Origin of the sequence: Rhodococcus sp. APC 3903, from assembly GCF_030407755.1 — a bacterium.
GTDB lineage: Bacteria > Actinomycetota > Actinomycetes > Mycobacteriales > Mycobacteriaceae > Rhodococcus_F > Rhodococcus_F erythropolis.
In genome coordinates, this window is record NZ_JASDCV010000006.1 from 220543 (window position 1) to 236995 (window position 16453).

14 protein-coding genes are annotated in these 16453 nt (G+C 61.8%); 4 read left to right on the forward strand and 10 right to left on the reverse strand.

The features are described from left to right. Positions 1-15: 15 nt before the first annotated feature. The 3 genes from metE to aceA all read right to left on the reverse strand — a co-directional run bounded on the left by metE (position 16) and on the right by aceA (position 4784). Positions 16-2322 (reverse strand): 5-methyltetrahydropteroyltriglutamate--homocysteine S-methyltransferase, encoded by a 2307-nt coding sequence (metE, locus tag QMA15_RS11045; protein ID WP_019744430.1) that lies wholly within the window; start codon positions 2320-2322, stop codon positions 16-18. 91 nt (positions 2323-2413) lie between these two features. Beyond that, on the reverse strand, positions 2414-3310 hold the full coding sequence (locus tag QMA15_RS11050; protein WP_003941541.1) for a 3-hydroxybutyryl-CoA dehydrogenase: 897 nt from the start codon (positions 3308-3310) through the stop codon (positions 2414-2416). Positions 3311-3494: 184 nt separating this feature from the next. Beyond that, positions 3495-4784 carry an isocitrate lyase gene (gene aceA / locus QMA15_RS11055; protein WP_003941533.1) on the reverse strand — a complete coding sequence of 430 codons (1290 nt, stop codon included), beginning with the start codon at positions 4782-4784 and terminating at the stop codon, positions 3495-3497. A gap of 504 nt (positions 4785-5288) precedes the next feature. Between aceA and QMA15_RS11060 the strand changes: the two genes are divergently transcribed. The 4 genes from QMA15_RS11060 (at position 5289) to ramB (ending at position 9167) form a co-directional block, all read left to right on the forward strand. Then, positions 5289-5912: a serine/threonine protein kinase gene (locus QMA15_RS11060; RefSeq protein WP_244891388.1), complete on the forward strand. Its 624-nt coding sequence runs from the start codon at positions 5289-5291 to the stop codon at positions 5910-5912. A 79-nt stretch (positions 5913-5991) separates the two neighbouring features. Further along, positions 5992-6279, forward strand: a complete 288-nt coding sequence (locus QMA15_RS11065; RefSeq protein ID WP_029254816.1) for an FmdB family zinc ribbon protein — start codon at positions 5992-5994, stop codon at positions 6277-6279. A 94-nt stretch (positions 6280-6373) separates the two neighbouring features. Then, positions 6374-7633 carry a formamidase gene (fmdA, locus tag QMA15_RS11070; protein ID WP_019744435.1) on the forward strand — a complete coding sequence of 420 codons (1260 nt, stop codon included), beginning with the start codon at positions 6374-6376 and terminating at the stop codon, positions 7631-7633. A 121-nt stretch (positions 7634-7754) separates the two neighbouring features. Next, positions 7755-9167: an acetate metabolism transcriptional regulator RamB gene (ramB, locus tag QMA15_RS11075; RefSeq protein WP_019744436.1), complete on the forward strand. Its 1413-nt coding sequence runs from the start codon at positions 7755-7757 to the stop codon at positions 9165-9167. 5 nt (positions 9168-9172) lie between these two features. Here ramB and QMA15_RS11080 read toward each other — a convergent pair whose 3' ends face one another. The 7 genes from QMA15_RS11080 to QMA15_RS11110 form a co-directional block, all read right to left on the reverse strand. After that, entirely contained in the window at positions 9173-10195 is a 1023-nt protein-coding gene (locus tag QMA15_RS11080) for an alpha/beta hydrolase (protein ID WP_019744437.1), read from the reverse strand. A gap of 131 nt (positions 10196-10326) precedes the next feature. Next, entirely contained in the window at positions 10327-11346 is a 1020-nt protein-coding gene (locus tag QMA15_RS11085) for an alpha/beta hydrolase (RefSeq protein WP_019744438.1), read from the reverse strand. Between the two features lie 68 nt (positions 11347-11414). Continuing rightward, entirely contained in the window at positions 11415-13055 is a 1641-nt protein-coding gene (locus QMA15_RS11090) for a class I adenylate-forming enzyme family protein (RefSeq protein WP_029254814.1), read from the reverse strand. A gap of 9 nt (positions 13056-13064) precedes the next feature. Continuing rightward, complete coding sequence (locus tag QMA15_RS11095; RefSeq protein WP_019744440.1) at positions 13065-13769, reverse strand: ATP-binding cassette domain-containing protein; 705 nt, start codon at positions 13767-13769, stop codon at positions 13065-13067. A gap of 1 nt (position 13770) precedes the next feature. After that, the gene (locus QMA15_RS11100) at positions 13771-14544 is read right to left on the reverse strand and encodes an ATP-binding cassette domain-containing protein (RefSeq protein WP_029254813.1); all 774 of its coding nucleotides are present in this window, start codon (positions 14542-14544) and stop codon (positions 13771-13773) included. Beyond that, positions 14541-15569, reverse strand: coding sequence for a branched-chain amino acid ABC transporter permease (locus tag QMA15_RS11105; protein ID WP_019744442.1), 1029 nt, complete (start codon positions 15567-15569; stop codon positions 14541-14543). Before QMA15_RS11105 ends, QMA15_RS11100 begins: the two co-directional genes overlap by 4 nt. Continuing rightward, positions 15569-16444, reverse strand: coding sequence for a branched-chain amino acid ABC transporter permease (locus tag QMA15_RS11110; protein ID WP_019744443.1), 876 nt, complete (start codon positions 16442-16444; stop codon positions 15569-15571). Before QMA15_RS11110 ends, QMA15_RS11105 begins: the two co-directional genes overlap by 1 nt. Between the last annotated feature and the right edge of the window lie 9 nt (positions 16445-16453).

The window sequence follows — 16453 nt, forward strand, 5'->3', positions numbered from 1 at the left end:
TGTTCGTGACGTGACTTACCCGGCGTCGCGCTCCGCTTGTTCGGCGCGACGACGCAGGCGCCTCGCGGCCGCAACCATGTTGCGCAGCGAAGGCTCGAGCTGCCATGGATGGCGGGTCTTGAGGCCACCGTCCGGGTTGGCCCACAAACGATCGAGAGAGATCGATTCGCTTGCCTCGGTGAGCAATTCGTCGAGCTCGTCGATGTCGGGAATCCGAGCCGAACGAGATTCGTACACACCGGGGCCGACGCCGTGCGTGAGCGCGCCTTCCTTGAGTGCTTCGAGAACCCACGTGATGGAGCGGGTCGCGACGATAGCCGTCACATCGGCGTCCAACCGTTCGATGGCGTCGACCACCGACGACCGAGCGGAGTACGTCAGATGTGTGTGGATCTGTGTTTCCGGCTTCGCTCCACCTGTTGCCAGACGGAACGCGTCGACGGCCCACTCCAGGTAGGCCTCCCGGCCGTCCTCACGCAGTGGCAGCAGTTCACGAATTGCCGGCTCGTCCACCTGGATGATGGCGATTCCGGCAGCTTCGAGATCCGCGATTTCGTCTCGAATGACAAGTGCCAGTTGCTCTGCCGTTTCGTAGAGCGGCTGATCCTGACGAACGAACGAACGGGCGATCATGGTGACCGGACCCGTCAGCATGCCCTTGACCGGCTTGTCGGTCAGCGACTGCGCGTACGCAATCCACTCGACCGTCATCGGCTTCGGACGTGCGATGTCGCCGTAGAGAATCGGCGGACGCGTGCAACGAGATCCGTAGGCCTGAACCCAACCGTTGTGCGTGAAGGCATAGCCCTCGAGCAGTTCGGCGAAGTACTGGACCATGTCGTTGCGCTCGTGCTCGCCGTGCACGAAGACATCGAGACCGATGTCCTCTTGCAGACGGATTGTGCGCTCGATCTCTTCCTGGATGCGCTTGTAGTAGTCGTCCCACTCCAAACGCCCCTGGCCGAGTTCGTAACGAGCCTGGCGAATCGCGTCGGTCTGCGGGAACGAACCCAATGTCTGGGCCGGAACCAAGGGCAGGTTCAACCGTTCCTGCTGAGCTTTACGACGCTCCTCGTACGGTGCACGCACACGATCTTCGGGCTTGATCGCGTTGACCCGAGCACGGACAGCGTGCTTGAGCTTGAAGTGCACCTTCGTCGGACGCTTACGCCACTTGTCCGAAGGACCTTCGGTGAGTGCCTTCGCCAGGGAGACGACCTCGCCGACCTTCTGCTTCGCAAAAGCCAGACGGTCTGCGACGTCTCCCGGAATGTCGTACTCGGAGAGCACGTCGTACGGCACGTGCAGCAGCGACGACGACGTGGAGACGACGAGGTCGGGCACAACGTCCTTGAGTTCGTTCAGGTACGTCAAGGTGTTGAACCGGTCGACGCGCCAGACGTTGCGACCGTCGACGACGCCCGCGTAGATGCGCTTGCGCTTGATGTTCGGCACTGCGGCCAGTTCCTCGGCCGTGATCTTGCCGTGCACCAAGTCCAGACCGAAGGCTTCGATCTTGGTGGGCGCCAAGATGTTGAGGGCTTCGCCGAACTTGCCGTACGGACCGGTCACCAACAGGCGTGGGCGGAGCGGAGCCGTCGACAGCTTCTCGTACGCACGTCCAAGAGCGGCTAGCTCCTCGGGGGTGCGGTCCTCGGTCACCGAAGGCTCGTCCAACTGAACACAGGTGGCACCGGCCTTGGCGAGCTGCTCGAAGAGCTTCTCGTACTCGGGCAGGAGCGCGTCCAACAAGTCGAGCGGGGTGAAGTTCGGATCGGACTTCTCGGTGGCAGGTCCGACCTTCGAGAGCAGAAGCAGCGAGACGGGCCCCATGATGACGGGGCGCAATTCGATGCCGCGCGCCTTAGCGCGTTCGAACTCGTCGAGAAGTGCCTCCGAGTTGAGCGAGAACACCGTGTTCGCGTCGATCTCGGGCTGACGGTAGTAGTAGTTCGTGCCGAAGAAGCGCACCAGCTCGAGAGGCGGGAAGTCCGGGCGACCGCGGGCCATCGTGAAGTAGAAATCGAGCGGATCGAGGGCGCCCTCGAGCGGCTTGAACCGCTCCGGCACTGCGCCGAAGAGCAGCGCATTGTCGAGGACGTGATCGTAGAAGGAGAAGGTGTTGCCCGGAACCTGGCTCAGTCCCGTCGCAGCCAGTTCACTCCAGGTCGATTCCTGGAGTTCCTTGGCGACCGCGAGAAGTGCGTCCTTGTCCGAAGTGCCGTGCCAGTAGGACTCGAGGGCGCGCTTGAGCTCACGGCGCGGCCCGATGCGCGGATACCCCAGGACGCTGGAGCCGAATGCTGCAGTGCTGCTGGACATGCGGTCGACCTTTCTAACCGAGGGGCGCGAGCGCCCTGTGCGCCTTTGTGGTAGCCGGAACTACCAGAAAGGCGCACAGGGGCTTTGGGCCTTAGCTTGCCTGCTTGGTGGAGCGACCGTTGTCGGCGTATTCGTAGAAGCCCGCGCCGGACTTCTTGCCGGTCAATCCGGCTTCGACCATACGCAGGAGCAGCGGCGGAGCGGAGTACAGCGGCTCCTTGAACTCTTCGTACATGGAGTCGGCGATGGACTTGACGGTGTCGAGTCCGACCAGGTCCGTCAGAGCCAGCGGACCCATGGGGTGCGCGAGGCCGAGAACCGTTGCCTTGTCGATGTCTTCCTTCGTAGCGAAGCCCGACTCGACCATGCGAATCGCCGAGAGCAGGTACGGCACCAGGAGTGCGTTGACGACGAAGCCGGAGCGGTCGGCACTGCGGACGACCTGCTTGCCGAGGATGTCGCTGGCAAAAGCCTCGGCGCGCTGCGAGACGGAGGCACTGGTCTTGAGCGTCGTCACCAATTCGACGAGCGGCAGGACCGGAACCGGGTTGAAGAAGTGCATACCGATGACTCGCTCGGGACGCTTGGTCGAGATGCCGAGCTTCATGATCGGGATCGACGACGTGTTGGACGCGAGAACCGCATCCGGATCCGTCACGACCGCGTCGAGCTCGGCGAAGATTTCGCTCTTGATCTTCTCGTCTTCGACGACGGCCTCCACGACGAGCTGGCGGTCCGCGAAATCTCCCAGATCGGAGGTGAAACGCAGACGCCATGCGGCCTGCTCACGCTCACGTTCTGTGATCTTTCCGCTGCTCACACCGCGGTCGAGCGAACGCAGGATGCGTGAACGCCCGGCTGCTGCAAGCTCGCGAGTCTGCTCGAAGACCAGAACATCGACATGTGCGCGGGCGCACACCTCGGCGATTCCGGCACCCATGATTCCGGCGCCGATAACGCCGACGCGCTGAATTTTTTCGCTGGTCACGTCAGCTCCTTGTTTGTCTCGTGGAGTTTGTCTGGTGAAGGTGTTGTAAAAGAAGCACTTCGAACTGCGTCGACGCTGGTGGCCGATGCAATCGGAACTGCCTTGAAGACGAGAGAAAGTAGTGCGGTGATACAAGCAGGGGAGAGACCCGAAGCCGAGCCTCTCCCCCACCCGAAGTCAGTTCTTAGTGGAACTGGCCCTCTTCGGTGGAGCCCTTGAGAGCTGCCGTCGAGGTGTTGGGGTCAACGGTGGTGGCGATGGTGTCGAAGTAGCCGGCGCCAACCTCACGCTGGTGCTTGATGGCGGTGAAGCCACGCTCTTCGGCAGCCTTGAACTCGCGCTCCTGCAGGTCGACGAATGCCGTCATGCCTTCGCGGGCGTAACCGTAGGCCAGGTCGAACATGCCGTAGTTGAGCGAGTGGAAGCCGGCCAGCGTGATGAACTGGAACTTGAAGCCCATCGCGCCGAGCTCCTTCTGGAACTTCGCGATGGTCGCGTCGTCCAGGTGCGCCTTCCAGTTGAAGGAAGGGGAGCAGTTGTAGGCCAGGAGCTGGTCCGGGAATTCGCTGCGAACGGACTCGGCGAACTTCTTTGCAACCTCGAGATCCGGCACGCCGGTCTCCATCCAGATGAGGTCTGCGTACGGTGCGTAAGCCTTGGCGCGAGCGATGCAGGGCTCGATGCCGTTCTTGACGCCGTAGAAGCCTTCAGCCGTGCGGGTTCCGTCGAGGAACGGGCGGTCACGCTCGTCCACGTCGGAGGTGATGAGGGTTGCAGCCTCAGCGTCGGTGCGGGCGATGATGACGGACGGAACGTCCGCAACGTCGGAAGCCAGGCGAGCCGAGGTCAGGGTGCGGATGTGCTGCTGCGTGGGGATGAGCACCTTGCCGCCGAGGTGGCCGCACTTCTTCTCCGAAGCGAGCTGATCCTCCCAGTGGACACCGGCAGCGCCGGCGCCGATCATGGCCTTCTGCAGCTCGTAAGCGTTGAGAGCGCCACCGAAGCCGGCTTCGGCGTCGGCAACGATCGGAGCGAGCCAGTTGCTGACGGAGGTGTCACCCTCGGTCTTGGCGATCTCGTCGGCGCGCAGCAGTGCGTTGTTGATGCGACGAACGACGGTCGGAACCGAGTTGGCCGGGTAGAGGCTCTGGTCCGGGTACGTGTGGCCCGAGAGGTTAGCGTCGCCGGCAACCTGCCAACCGGAGAGGTAGATGGCCTTCAGGCCGGCGCGAACCTGCTGCACAGCCATGTTGCCGGTAAGTGCACCGAGGGAGTTGATGTAGTCCTCGTTGTTCACGAGATCCCACAGGATCTCGGATCCGCGACGAGCGAGGGTCTGCTCCTCGACGACGGTGCCCTGGAGCTTGACGACCTGATCGGCCGTGTAGTTACGAGTAACGCCCTTCCAGCGAGGGTTGGTGTCCCAATCCTGCTGGAGCTCAGCTGCGGTCTTCGGGGTGCCGGTGGTCGACATCAAGACTCCATCTCTTTGATCTGCTGGTCCGGCCTGTTGTGAGCAGTACGTGCGTACTACTTCACATACTTGCCAGGCCCTTCTTGTGTACTTACCGAGAATGGCACATCGAAAAAGTGCCGTCTACCTGTTGCTAATGCCAATCTTCGCTACCTTTTCAACACACTTTGCTAAGTCTGTGAAGATTCCTACACGGCTGGTACTACCCAATCGGACAGGTTCCGTACTGGCGAGTAGCAAAGAAACCGCAGGCTGTGAACGAAATGCACTCAACTCCGCCACTTGCGAATTCCGGCAGTTCGCGCGGCACTCGGAACAGGCCCATCCGCTACTTCGGAGCCAACTTCACGACTCGCAAGTGACCGCAATCACTTCGTGGCAACAGGCTTCGCTCGGGCAATTCCAGGGATCTACCCGCCAGAAAGCCACAGACAACCCATTCGCCGGCCATATGCTGTCGAACCATGACTTGTCGTTCGACGCCCCCGACCGGGCGATAAAGCGGTGCCGGACAACTATCAGCGGCCACCGAACAACCAGGCATGGTCGCAATCCGGTCCACAGCCGCCGCAGTTGGGCTACCGGGCCGCGCCGCAGTCGTATCCCCCGCCCCAGGGATTCCCGCCTGCACCGCCACGTGGAAATCCGCCGCGGCGTCGGCCCGGCTGGGTGATTCCGGTATCCGTAATCGGAGTCATCACTGTGTTGGCTCTCTTCGGCGGGCTTGCCTGGGTCCTCTGGCCGAAGGACGTCCCAAACTCAGCCGCCGGTGGCGCGGCCCAGACCACCATCACCGCCGCGAACACACCCGGCACCACGACAACCGCTCCCAGCACGACATCCCCGACGACCACACGCGCCGCGAACTTCCCCGCCGGTGCGTCCGCCTGCCCCGGCGGGCAGCCGGCCGGAAGTTACAAGGAGTCCGCGACAAGTGGGGGCAAAACTTCGTGCGAGTTTGCCGAGGCAGTTCGGATCGCCTACGGAAACTCCGGTGCCGCCGGTGCCTCCAGCACCGTGTCCGCACGTAGTCCGGTGACCGGCAAGGAGTACACGATGGCATGCAAGGTGACCTCCGGCATCGTCACCTGTACCGGCGGAGACAACGCGGTTGTGTACTTGCGCTGACGGGCGCAATTGCGGCATCGGCAACCCGGTGCGTGTCGTTCCAGTGTCGCACTTACGGATCCTCCGATAGCGTGACCGCATGCCTCTGTACGAGTTTCGCTGTACCGGCTGCGGCCCGCTCGAGCGGTCGTTCGCGATGGCCGAAGTGCCCCAGTCGATCCGTTGCCCCCAGTGCAGTCTCGAATCGAAGCGTGTTGTCTCGTCTCCCCGTTTGAGCCACCGCTCGTCAACCGCGATGGGTTTACTGGACAGCACTGCCCGATCAGCTCACGAGCCTGCCGTGGTCAGTGGGTCACTACCGGGCCGCGGCCGACAATCTGCCCCGACGACGTCCAATCCGTTGCACCGCAAGCTACCTCGCCCCTGAGCGTCCTCACCGCGCGTCCTGGCCGTGAGTCCCGATCCGACACGAAAGTCCTGCCGCCACGAGTTTTCCGTTTCTTCGAGAATGAGGAGTGCATATGCCTGAACTGCTGTTTCCACTCGATTCCGCCAAGAAATTCACCGACCAGGCGATCGTCGGCCACAATCGGTGGCACCCGGACATCCCGGCGGCGGTGACGGTGAAACCCGGTGATGCGTTTCGTGTCCATTGCCGCGAATGGTTCGACGGCGCAATACACAACGACGACTCGGCCGACGACATTCTCAATGCACCACTGACCACGGTCCACACGTTGTCCGGCCCCTTTTCCGTCGAAGGCGCAAAGCCCGGCGACCTCTTGATCGTCGACATCTTGGATATCGGGCCTATCCCCCAAGAAGATTCGGGTCCGTTGGCCGGCCAAGGCTGGGGGTACACGGGCATCTTCCCGCGAAACAACGGCGGCGGCTTCCTCACCGAACAGTTCCCCGACGCGTACAAGGCCGTCTGGGATTTCTCCGGCCAAACGGCGACGTCGCGTCACATTCCGCACGTCTCGTTCACGGGCATCGTCCACCCGGGACTCATGGGCACGGCTCCGTCGGCAGCCTTGCTCGCCAAGTGGAATGCCCGCGAGGGCGCCCTCATTGCCACCGATCCCAATCGGGTTCCCCCGCTTGCACTTCCGCCCGAGCCCCGCGATGCAGTACTGGGAACCTTGACCGGTGACGAGTACACCCGCGTGGCCGGCGAGGCGGCTCGCACCGCTCCCCCGCGTGAGAACGGCGGAAACCAGGACATCAAGAACCTCACCAAGGGCAGCCGAATCTTCTATCCGGTGTTCGTGGACGGTGCGAATCTGTCGGTCGGCGATCTTCACTTCTCCCAGGGCGACGGTGAGATCACTTTCTGCGGTGCCATCGAGATGGGCGGCTTCATCGATCTTCGTGTGGACATCATCAAGGGCGGAATGGATACCTACGGCGTTTCCGAGAACGCCATCTTCATGCCGGGCAACACGGATCCGCAGTATTCCGAGTGGCTTGCGTTCTCGGGCACTTCCGTCACGTTGGACGGCGAACAGAAGTACCTGGATTCACATCTGTCCTACCAGCGTGCGTGCCTGCATGCGATCGAGTACCTGACCAAGTTCGGGTACGCGCCGGAGCAGGCGTACCTGCTGCTGGGTGCGGCACCGATCGAGGGCCGCCTGTCTGGCGTCGTGGATATCCCCAACTCATGTTCGACGGTGTATCTCCCGACTGCGATCTTCGACTTCCCCCTCGCACCCTCGTCGAGCGGACCGTTCCAGATCGATCCCGGAATCGGCGCTCCGCGTTCGGAGAACAGGGTCTAGGCCTCCGGCCCCGTGAGTGGTTGAGGAGTGTGAGGACTCCTCAACCACTCACAGGGGGTACCGGTGCGAATTCTGCAAACCCACCTTTGCGAAGCCGGACTGTCACTCGTATCCTGGGAAAATGTCGAAAACCTTTGTCGGTGTCCGGCTCCGCCAACTGCGGACCGAGCGCGGGTTGAGTCAGGCTTCGCTGGCCAAGACGCTGGAGATCTCGGCAAGCTATCTCAATCAGATCGAGCACGACGTCCGGCCACTCACCGTGCCGGTCCTCCTGCGAATCAGTGAAGTCTTCGGCGTCGACACCACCTTCTTCTCCCCACAGGACGACACGCGCCTGATCGCGGAAATGCGTGAAGTTGCCCTCGATCAGGAGATGGGCATCGACGCCGACGCCCACGAAATCGCGGAGATGGTCTCCACGCACCCGGGCCTGGCCAAGGCGATGGTCAACATGCATCGCCGCTTCCGCAACACCACGGCGCAACTCGCCGCAGCGACGGAAGACCGCTTCTCGGACGGCAGCGGCAGCGGTTCGATCACCATGCCGCACGAGGAAGTGCGCGACTACTTCTATCAGCGGCAGAACTACATTCACGATCTCGACACCGCGGCCGAAGAACTCACTGCCCGGATGCGCTTTCATCGCGGCGACGTCGCCGGCGAGATCGCCAGGCGCCTGGAAACCGTCCACGGCGTGCAGATCGTTCGACGAGTCGACCTGGGCGAGAACATACTTCATCGTTACGACCCGGATACCAGGGTCCTGGAAATCTCCGCACGGCTCTCCGGCGGGCAACAGGTCTTCAAGTTCGCGACAGAACTCGCGTACCTCGAGCACGGCGATCTGCTCGACTCGTTGGTGGCCGAAGGCAACTTCACCAGCGAAGCGTCGGTCTCCCTGGCGCGACTTGGATTGGCCAACTACTTCGCGGCGGCCACCGTGCTCCCCTACAGCCAGTTCCACGACGTCGCCGAGGACTTCCGGTACGACATCGAGCGCATGTCCGCCTTCTATTCCGCGAGCTACGAGACGATCTGCCACCGCCTCTCGACCCTGCAGCGCCCCAAACTTCGCGGGGTTCCGTTCATGTTCGTCCGTGTCGACCGTGCCGGAAACATGTCGAAGCGTCAGTCCGCCACCGGATTCCACTTCTCCACCAGCGGCGGTACGTGCCCGCTGTGGAACGTCTACGAGACGTTCTCATATCCGGGCAAGATCATGCCCCAGATCGCACAGATGCCCGACGGCCGCCGATACCTCTGGGTTGCTCGCACGGTCGAACGTCGAGCGGCTCGATACGGACAGCCCGCAAAGATCTTCGCCATCGGATTGGGATGCGAGATTCGACACGCCCACCGACTCGTCTACAGCGACGGTCTGGATCTGGACGAGTCGAATCCGGGAACGCCGATCGGCTCGGGCTGCCGTGTCTGCGAACGCCTCAACTGTCCGCAGCGTGCCTTCCCGCCGTTGGGTAAAGACCTCGACATCAGCGAGCACCGGAGTTCGATTTCGCCTTACGTGATTCGCTGACCGCGCTAACGCACGTAGTTGCGCAGGAACGCGACTGTGCGATCGAACGCGATCATCCCGTCCACGGTATCGAGGTCGAACTGATATTCGTGGTCCAGCGCAGGCTCGTGATCTTCGGGGTAGAACAGTGCGTCTACTTCGACGCCCAGATCGGCGAGCCGTTCTGCCATGGGTTTCGACTGGCTGGCGGTCAGCGGGTCGACATTTCCGCCGGTGATGAACGTCGCTGGAAAGTCCGAGGTCACATGGCCCAGTGTCGACATCTGACCCACTGCAGTCGACCCGTCGAAGTCCCTCGTTCCGAGATACCCCCACAGCGACTGCTTGTCGACGCCCCAACCGAAGTACTTCCCCTGTGACAGCAGCGGTTTCAGATCGAAGACCCCACAGTCGAGGACAACTCCGCGTATCTGCTCGGGACGTAATGCCGGCTCCACACCCATTTCCGACGCGTAATCAGGGCTGGTCATGACCGTCGCCAACTGACTGGACAACTGCGCGCCTGCCGAATCTCCCGCAAGAAAGAGATTGTTCGAATCGACATGCAACCTGTCCGCATTGCTCACGATAAATCGATACGCGTCGTTCAGTTGATTCACTGCGGTGGGGTAATACGCATCTGGTCCCAGTGAGTAGTCCACCGAAATCACTGTGAAGCCTTGATTTGCCAACAGTTTGTAGTAACCGTCGGCATCAGTTCTCGATCCTGATATCCAGCCACCCCCGTGCACCCAGACCACCGTGGGTAGCGCCGAAGTGGACTCCGACGGGTAGTAAACGTCCAGTTGTGCATCGTCGTCGCCGTCGCGGTACGACTGATCGAGAATCGAGACGATTCCTGACGGTGCATGCCTGTCGAGTTGTGCGTGAGTCGCTTCGGAGCCACCCGCTGACATCCACCGTACGAGGAGAACTCCTGGCCACGGACTGACGATTGCCGCGGTTACCCCGGACAGCAGAATGACGACGAATACCGCCGCGATTCCGACAATGCGCCTTCGCCGTCTGTCGGGGGAAGACGCGCGCACAACAACTCCTGGGGTCGGATCGGATTCACCCAGGCTAGACCAAAAGGACTAGTCGAGAATTCCCCGGCAACACACCCGCGGCGCTTTGTCTGAAATGACCATTTCTTCAGCGTCTCAGCATCATCCGACAACTAGCTGGTGTGTGCGTCGAGAAACTGAACCGTGCGATCGAGGGCAGTGAGACCGTCGGCATTGTCCAGATCGAACTGATACTCGTGACCGAGCGCCGGAACGTGATCGGCCGGATAGAACAGTGTGTCGACCGCAACTCCCAACCCCGTCAATTTGTCAGCCAACGGTTTCGACTGAGAATCTGTCAAAGGATCCGCGTTGCCGCCGCTGATGTAGGCAGGCGGAAATTGAGCGCTGACGTAGTTCAAGGTCGACATCTGATCCGCTGCGTCGGTACTCATGAAGTCACGCACGCCGGTATACGCCCAGAGGGACCGATCAACCCCCCAACCGATGATGCCGGGTCCGCCGACCATGTTCCCGACGTCGTAGATTCCACAGTTCAGGATTACTCCACGTAACTGATCCGGCCGCAGCGACGGGACCACGCCCACACGGTTCGCATACGCGGGATCAGTGATGAGAGTGGCGAGCTGACTCGAGAGTTGCGCTCCCGCAGAATCACCGGCGAGAACGACCGTCGTCGGATCAACATGCAGCCGTTCCGCATTCGCGACGACGTACGCGTGAGCGTCGTTGAGCTGCCGCACCGCTGTCGGATAGTGGTGCTCAGGTCCGAGTGAGTAGTCCAGGGACACAACGGTGTAGCCACGAGAGGCCAGCAACTCGTAGTACGGCGCGTAGTTGGACTTGCTTCCCGAGATCCAGGCACCGCCATGAGTCCAGATCACCGTAGGCAATGCGGTCGTCGTCGCTGCGGGAAAGTAGACATCCAGGTATGCGTCGTCGTCATCGGCGCGGTACTGCTGGTCCTTGATCGAGTCGACGCCTTCGGGCGCGTGCTTCTCGAGCGCCTCGGTGACTTTCACGGCATCACGATCGAAGACCCATCGTACGGTGAGTGCGCCAGGTCTCGGGCTCAGAACGAAGGCCAGAACCACGGCTCCGACCAGAACGAACACAATTGCCAGAGCCCACAGCAAGCGCCTGCGCCACCGATGCGGTGAAGGGTTCGTCATCGGGTTTCCTTCACTCTCGGCAAAATGTCCGGATCAGCGTAACGCGACGCCGGTACTGTCAGGCGCGATCAGCCGAGTTCAGCGATCCGCCGCTGCGCGAGTGCCTTGACTTCGCCCTTGGCTACTTTGCCGCCTGCCGCCATCGGCAATTCGGCGACCGTCATCACGTACTCGGGTATGTACTCGCGGGTCACTCCTCGGCTCTGCAGCCAGGCGGTCAGGTCCACCGAACTCAGATCGTCATCGGCGGACACGACGACCGCACAGACCTTCTCACCGAACAGCGGATCGTCGACTCCGACCACGGCGACCAGTTCCACCGAAGGATGCGCGCGCACGTACTCCTCGACCTCGACCGCGGAAATGTTCTTGCCGCCTCGAATGATGATGTCGGCTTTGCGCCCGACCACACGCACCCGCCCGGTCTCGTCGATCTCGACGATGTCGCCGAGAAGCATCCAACCGTCGTCGGTGTACAACTCGTCGTTTGCATCGACGTCGCCCCAATAACCCTGGCACATCAGCGGGCCGTTGACCGCAGGCTGACCGCGACGGACGGAGCCGGTCACTTCCTTTGCCGCATCGTCGAATACACGAACTTGCATGCGATCGATGACGTGGCCGCACGTCTTCAGTCGGGTATCGGAACCGTCCGAAACCGTCGTCACCGAGACGGCGCCGGTTTCGTTTGATCCGTAGAACTGCAGGACAGCCGCTCCGGTACGTTGTTCGAAGGCCAGTGCCTCCGAATACGGCACGGCTTCACCACCGGTGAACATGAAACGAAGTGACGAGAGATCGGCCGATTCCGCGGCCTCCGAACGCAACAGCATCTTGAATTGTGTACTCACACAATTCAAAGCAGTCACCCGTTCGCGCTCGATCAACTCGATCATCACCGAAACGTCGAAGCGTTCCATGACGACATTGCGAGCACCGAGTAGCGCCGGCAGGAAATGCGAAGTCCAGAGGCCGAATCCGAAAGGTGCCGGAACCGCACCGAGGAACACCTCATCCGGACCGATCGCCGCCGCCTCGGCGGCAATCTCGGAGAAACCAACCCAACGATCCTCGGTTTGTGTGACCAGTTTGGGTAGGCCCGTTGTGCCGGACGTCGAGTTCAGCATCGAAACGGCTGACGTGACAAAACACGGGCTGGTTGCGGGGAACTGCTTTAGTTCGACCGACAACGAGGTGAGTTCGCCGTTTGCGCTCACGCGTTCGAAACTCACGTCGGCGCGTTCGTCGGCGAAGACGACGTCCAGTCCGGGATGCTCTGCCCGCAGACTCGCCACGAGTTCGGCGGTATCGACGCCGCGCAGCGTGCGTGTGGTGACGAGAACGGAGGCTTCCGAGCGGGCGATCAGATGAGAGATCTCGCGAATGCCCGAGCGCGAACCGATTCCGACGGCGACGCGGCCGGTACGAAATGCTGCGCAGAGAGCCGCATGGAATACAGCGGTGTCGGGGAGCAACACGGCTACATGTCCGTATCCCTCACCAGCTAGATCCAGCGCCGACGCGATCGCATCGGCAGCCGCGTCGTACTGTTTCCACGACACCCTCGATTCCGGAGTGACAAAGGCGGTTTCGTCCGGGATGGTCTCAGACCAATGCCTGACCATTTCGCTGATGCTGACGCCGGCGAACCGGTCCGGATTCGTGGCGAATTCACCGACGGTGAAGTCGAGTGTCTTCGTTTCAAGCATGATCGTGGATCATCTCCCGTCGGCGCTGAGTACGCCCATCGATTGTTTGTACGCGTTGTCCAGTGTCGCTGCGGAATCGCATTCGCGGACGAGTTCGCCGCGCTGCATGACATATCCGCGGTCGACAACCGATTTCAGTGCAGTAAGTGCCGGTTCCGTCACGATGACGGTCACACCCTCGGCGGCCAGACCCCCGACCAGCGCTCGCAGCTCCGCGACGATTTTCGGTGCCAGTCCTGTCATCATCTCGTCGAGGAGCAACACCTTCGGGGTTTCCAGAAGGGCCCGCCCCAGAACCAACATCTGCTGCTCACCACCGCTGAGGACCCCGGCATAACTCTCGGAGCGTTCACGCAGGATCGGGAACCTCTCGAAAGCTGTTTCCACGGCATCGGCTTTCAATCCCAGCAGGTCTGCGCCGACGCGTAGGTTCTCGCGAACGGACATTCGCATGAACAGTTGCCTGCCTTGGGGTACGTAGGCAAATCCGCTGCGGACACGATCCAGTGCCGATAATTTCTGGATCTCTCGACCATCGAATTTGATTGTCCCGGTGGCGGGAACCGAGCCGTAGATGGATCCCGCCAAGCTGGTCTTGCCTGCACCGTTCGGCCCGACGATCGCTGTCACTTCACCGGCGGGGGCGACAAGGGAGACTTCCCGGACGGCGACAGCGGATCCGTATCGAACTGTGACTCTGTCGAGTTCGAGCATGTCAGGCGCCTTCCTCGTATTCGGAACCGAAATAGACTTCTCGCATCGCGTCGCTGGCCAAGCACTCCTGCGGTGGTCCGTAGAACGCCACTGATCCGAAATTGAGCAGCACGATCTTGGTGGCGAGCGCCGCGATGAGATCGACGTTGTGATCGACCAGGACTACTCCCTTGCCCTGCGCGGCAATCGATCGCACGGCACCGGAGATGGCAGCGATGCCGTCGTGATCCGCGCCGGCAAACGGTTCGTCCAACAGGAGAACATCGGGTTCGGTCGCCATCGCCCGCGCCACCTCGACCAGACGCTGCGCCCCCAAACTGAGATCCCCGCAAGCACTCTCGACGTCGGTGACCGAGTATCGCGCAGCAATCTCCCGGGCCCGCTGTGCTGTCCGGTCCCAGTTCTCGAAAGGTCCTTTGATCGCCCACCACAGCGAGTGCAGAGGTGAGGTGATCTTGTGCCCGTACAGTCCCGGGATGATGTTGTCGACGGCGTCGAGTTCCGCCGCGAGCTGCGGATGTTGAAACGTGCGCGAGAGCCCTTGCCGTGCACGGCGCTCCGACGGCCCGGTCAAGGGAGCACCGGCGAGCGCGACGGTTCCGGAGTCTGCTTGCTGTGTGCCGAAGATGCAGTCCACCAGTGTGGTCTTGCCTGCCCCGTTCGGGCCGACCAGGCCGATCACCTCTCCCGGTCCGACGCTGAACGAGACATCGTCGACAGCGCGGACGCCGCCGTAGGACTTGTGGAGCCCGCTCACTTCGAGTAGCCGCGTCATCGATTGCCACGCTCCTTGTACAGACGGTTCATTCGACCGAGAACGTTCTGACTCCACCCGATCACCCCACCAGGCGCCACGATGAGGATCACCAGGACGGCTCCGGCAAGCAGGAGTTCGCCACTTCCCTGGTAGCCGGGCATGTTCAGCGTCACGATCACCACGATCAATGCACCGAGCGGAGCACCCCACGCCGAGCCGCGACCGCCGATGATCGGCATAAAGATTGCAAGGAAAACAATACTGAGAGTGAAGGTTTCAGGAGTGACAGCTTGCACCGACACGGTGAACAGCGATCCGCCGGTCGACGCGATCGCGGCACCGATCGCCAGCGCCACAACGGTCAGGTGCGCAGGATTGACGCCGGAAGACCGTGCGACATTACGATTGTCGCGGGCAGCTTGCAACATCAGCCCCCACACCGATTTCCGAAGTCGATCGACAGCGACCGCGATCAGACACACGAACAAGATCGCGAACACGACCAATGCGTAGCGCGGTGGCTCCCAGCCGAACATCGTCACAGTCTCGACGCCCGAGACCCCGGCCGACCCGCCGGTGAAACTCGGCCCGTCGATCAACCAGTGCTCGAAAGCGATACCGAACAACAAGGTCACAGCGGCAAGGTAGAAGCCGGAGAGTTTCTGCGTTGCCAAGCTGAGGAGTACTGCAACCGCTGCAGCGGCGAGGGCGCCGAGAATCCATCCCCACCACATCGACAACCCGGTCCGAACCGAGATCAGCGCAACGGCATACGCGCCGATCGCCGCATACGCGCTGTACGCCATCGACAGTGATCCCGCGAGCACGAATGGCACGTACATGCCGAGGGCGATCAGCGAATACGTCGCAGCGAGGAACACCAGATCCTGTCGGTACAGACTCGGCCCCATCCACAGCAGCACGGCAGCGACCACGACCACGGTGATCAGCGCTTCCCGTGACACAGCGAGCATCCTCGTCCGGGAACTGCCGGCCGGAGTGGGCGGATTTGACGTCAGCGGACTGGTAGAAAGCGAGGCCATCAGACGCGAACCTTCCTCGAGAGCAAGCCTTCCGGACGGAAAGCGAAGAACACCAGGGCAATCAACAGAATCGCGGTTTGAGCAGCACTCGCACCGAAGTAGTACGGGGCGAATACCTGGACGACGCCCAACACCATTCCGCCGATCAGCGGAGCCCAACTCCGGCCGGTACCACCGATGACGAGTGCGATGAATGCCGTCAGCGTCCATGACAGACCGCTCGTGAACTGAACACCGGCCTTGGGAGCGAACAGAAGTCCGGCGACGGCGGCGATCACACCCGCGAGGGTGAACGCGATGAGGCGTACCCGATCCACCGGCAAGCCCAGGACTCGGGCGGCATCCGGACTGTCGCCGACGGCGCGAAGCAGACGGCCCGAGGTGGACCGGTTCAGCCACAGTCCGATACCGACGAAGATCACTGCAGTTCCGACGACGAGTACAACGGTCGAACTGTCGACGGTGGCACCGAGCACCGATATCGGATCGAAGTCGAAGATCTTCTGCCCGGGAAGTGGTGTTCGGCCGAAGACAGTGCCGGCGAGCTGCTGGATCCCGAACAGTACTGCGGTCACAGCCACCAACGCCGGTAGTTCCCCACGACCCGATCGCTTCTGAACCTGTTTGACCACAAGCTTTTCCGTCAGGATCGACAGCGCCACCGCTACCGCGATCCCTAGCGGCATGGCAATCCAGAGAGCGAGCCCGTAATTGATCGCGACCCAACTCGACGCCAAGGCCGCAGCCATCGCATACGGACCCATCGCAAAATTGAAGAAATCGGCGCCGACCACCACGAGATACATTCCGAGGGCTATCAGTGAAAAGAATGCACCGATCTCGATGGCAGCGAGCCACAGTTGTGCGTCTGTCATGTCAAGGCT

Bases quoted from the DNA above. Each gene is read 5' to 3' on its own strand.
- metE (WP_019744430.1), bottom strand. From the start codon at position 2,322: ATGTCCAGCAGCACTGCAGCATTCGGCTCCAGCGTCCTGGGGTATCCG.
- aceA (WP_003941533.1), bottom strand. From the start codon at position 4,784: ATGTCGACCACCGGCACCCCGAAGACCGCAGCTGAGCTCCAGCAGGAT.
- QMA15_RS11065 (WP_029254816.1), top strand. From the start codon at position 5,992: ATGCCTCTGTACGAGTTTCGCTGTACCGGCTGCGGCCCGCTCGAGCGG.
- fmdA (WP_019744435.1), top strand. From the start codon at position 6,374: ATGCCTGAACTGCTGTTTCCACTCGATTCCGCCAAGAAATTCACCGAC.
- ramB (WP_019744436.1), top strand. From the start codon at position 7,755: ATGTCGAAAACCTTTGTCGGTGTCCGGCTCCGCCAACTGCGGACCGAG.
- QMA15_RS11085 (WP_019744438.1), bottom strand. From the start codon at position 11,346: ATGACGAACCCTTCACCGCATCGGTGGCGCAGGCGCTTGCTGTGGGCT.
- QMA15_RS11090 (WP_029254814.1), bottom strand. From the start codon at position 13,055: ATGCTTGAAACGAAGACACTCGACTTCACCGTCGGTGAATTCGCCACG.
- QMA15_RS11095 (WP_019744440.1), bottom strand. From the start codon at position 13,769: ATGCTCGAACTCGACAGAGTCACAGTTCGATACGGATCCGCTGTCGCC.
- QMA15_RS11100 (WP_029254813.1), bottom strand. From the start codon at position 14,544: ATGACGCGGCTACTCGAAGTGAGCGGGCTCCACAAGTCCTACGGCGGC.
- QMA15_RS11105 (WP_019744442.1), bottom strand. From the start codon at position 15,569: ATGGCCTCGCTTTCTACCAGTCCGCTGACGTCAAATCCGCCCACTCCG.
- QMA15_RS11110 (WP_019744443.1), bottom strand. From the start codon at position 16,444: ATGACAGACGCACAACTGTGGCTCGCTGCCATCGAGATCGGTGCATTC.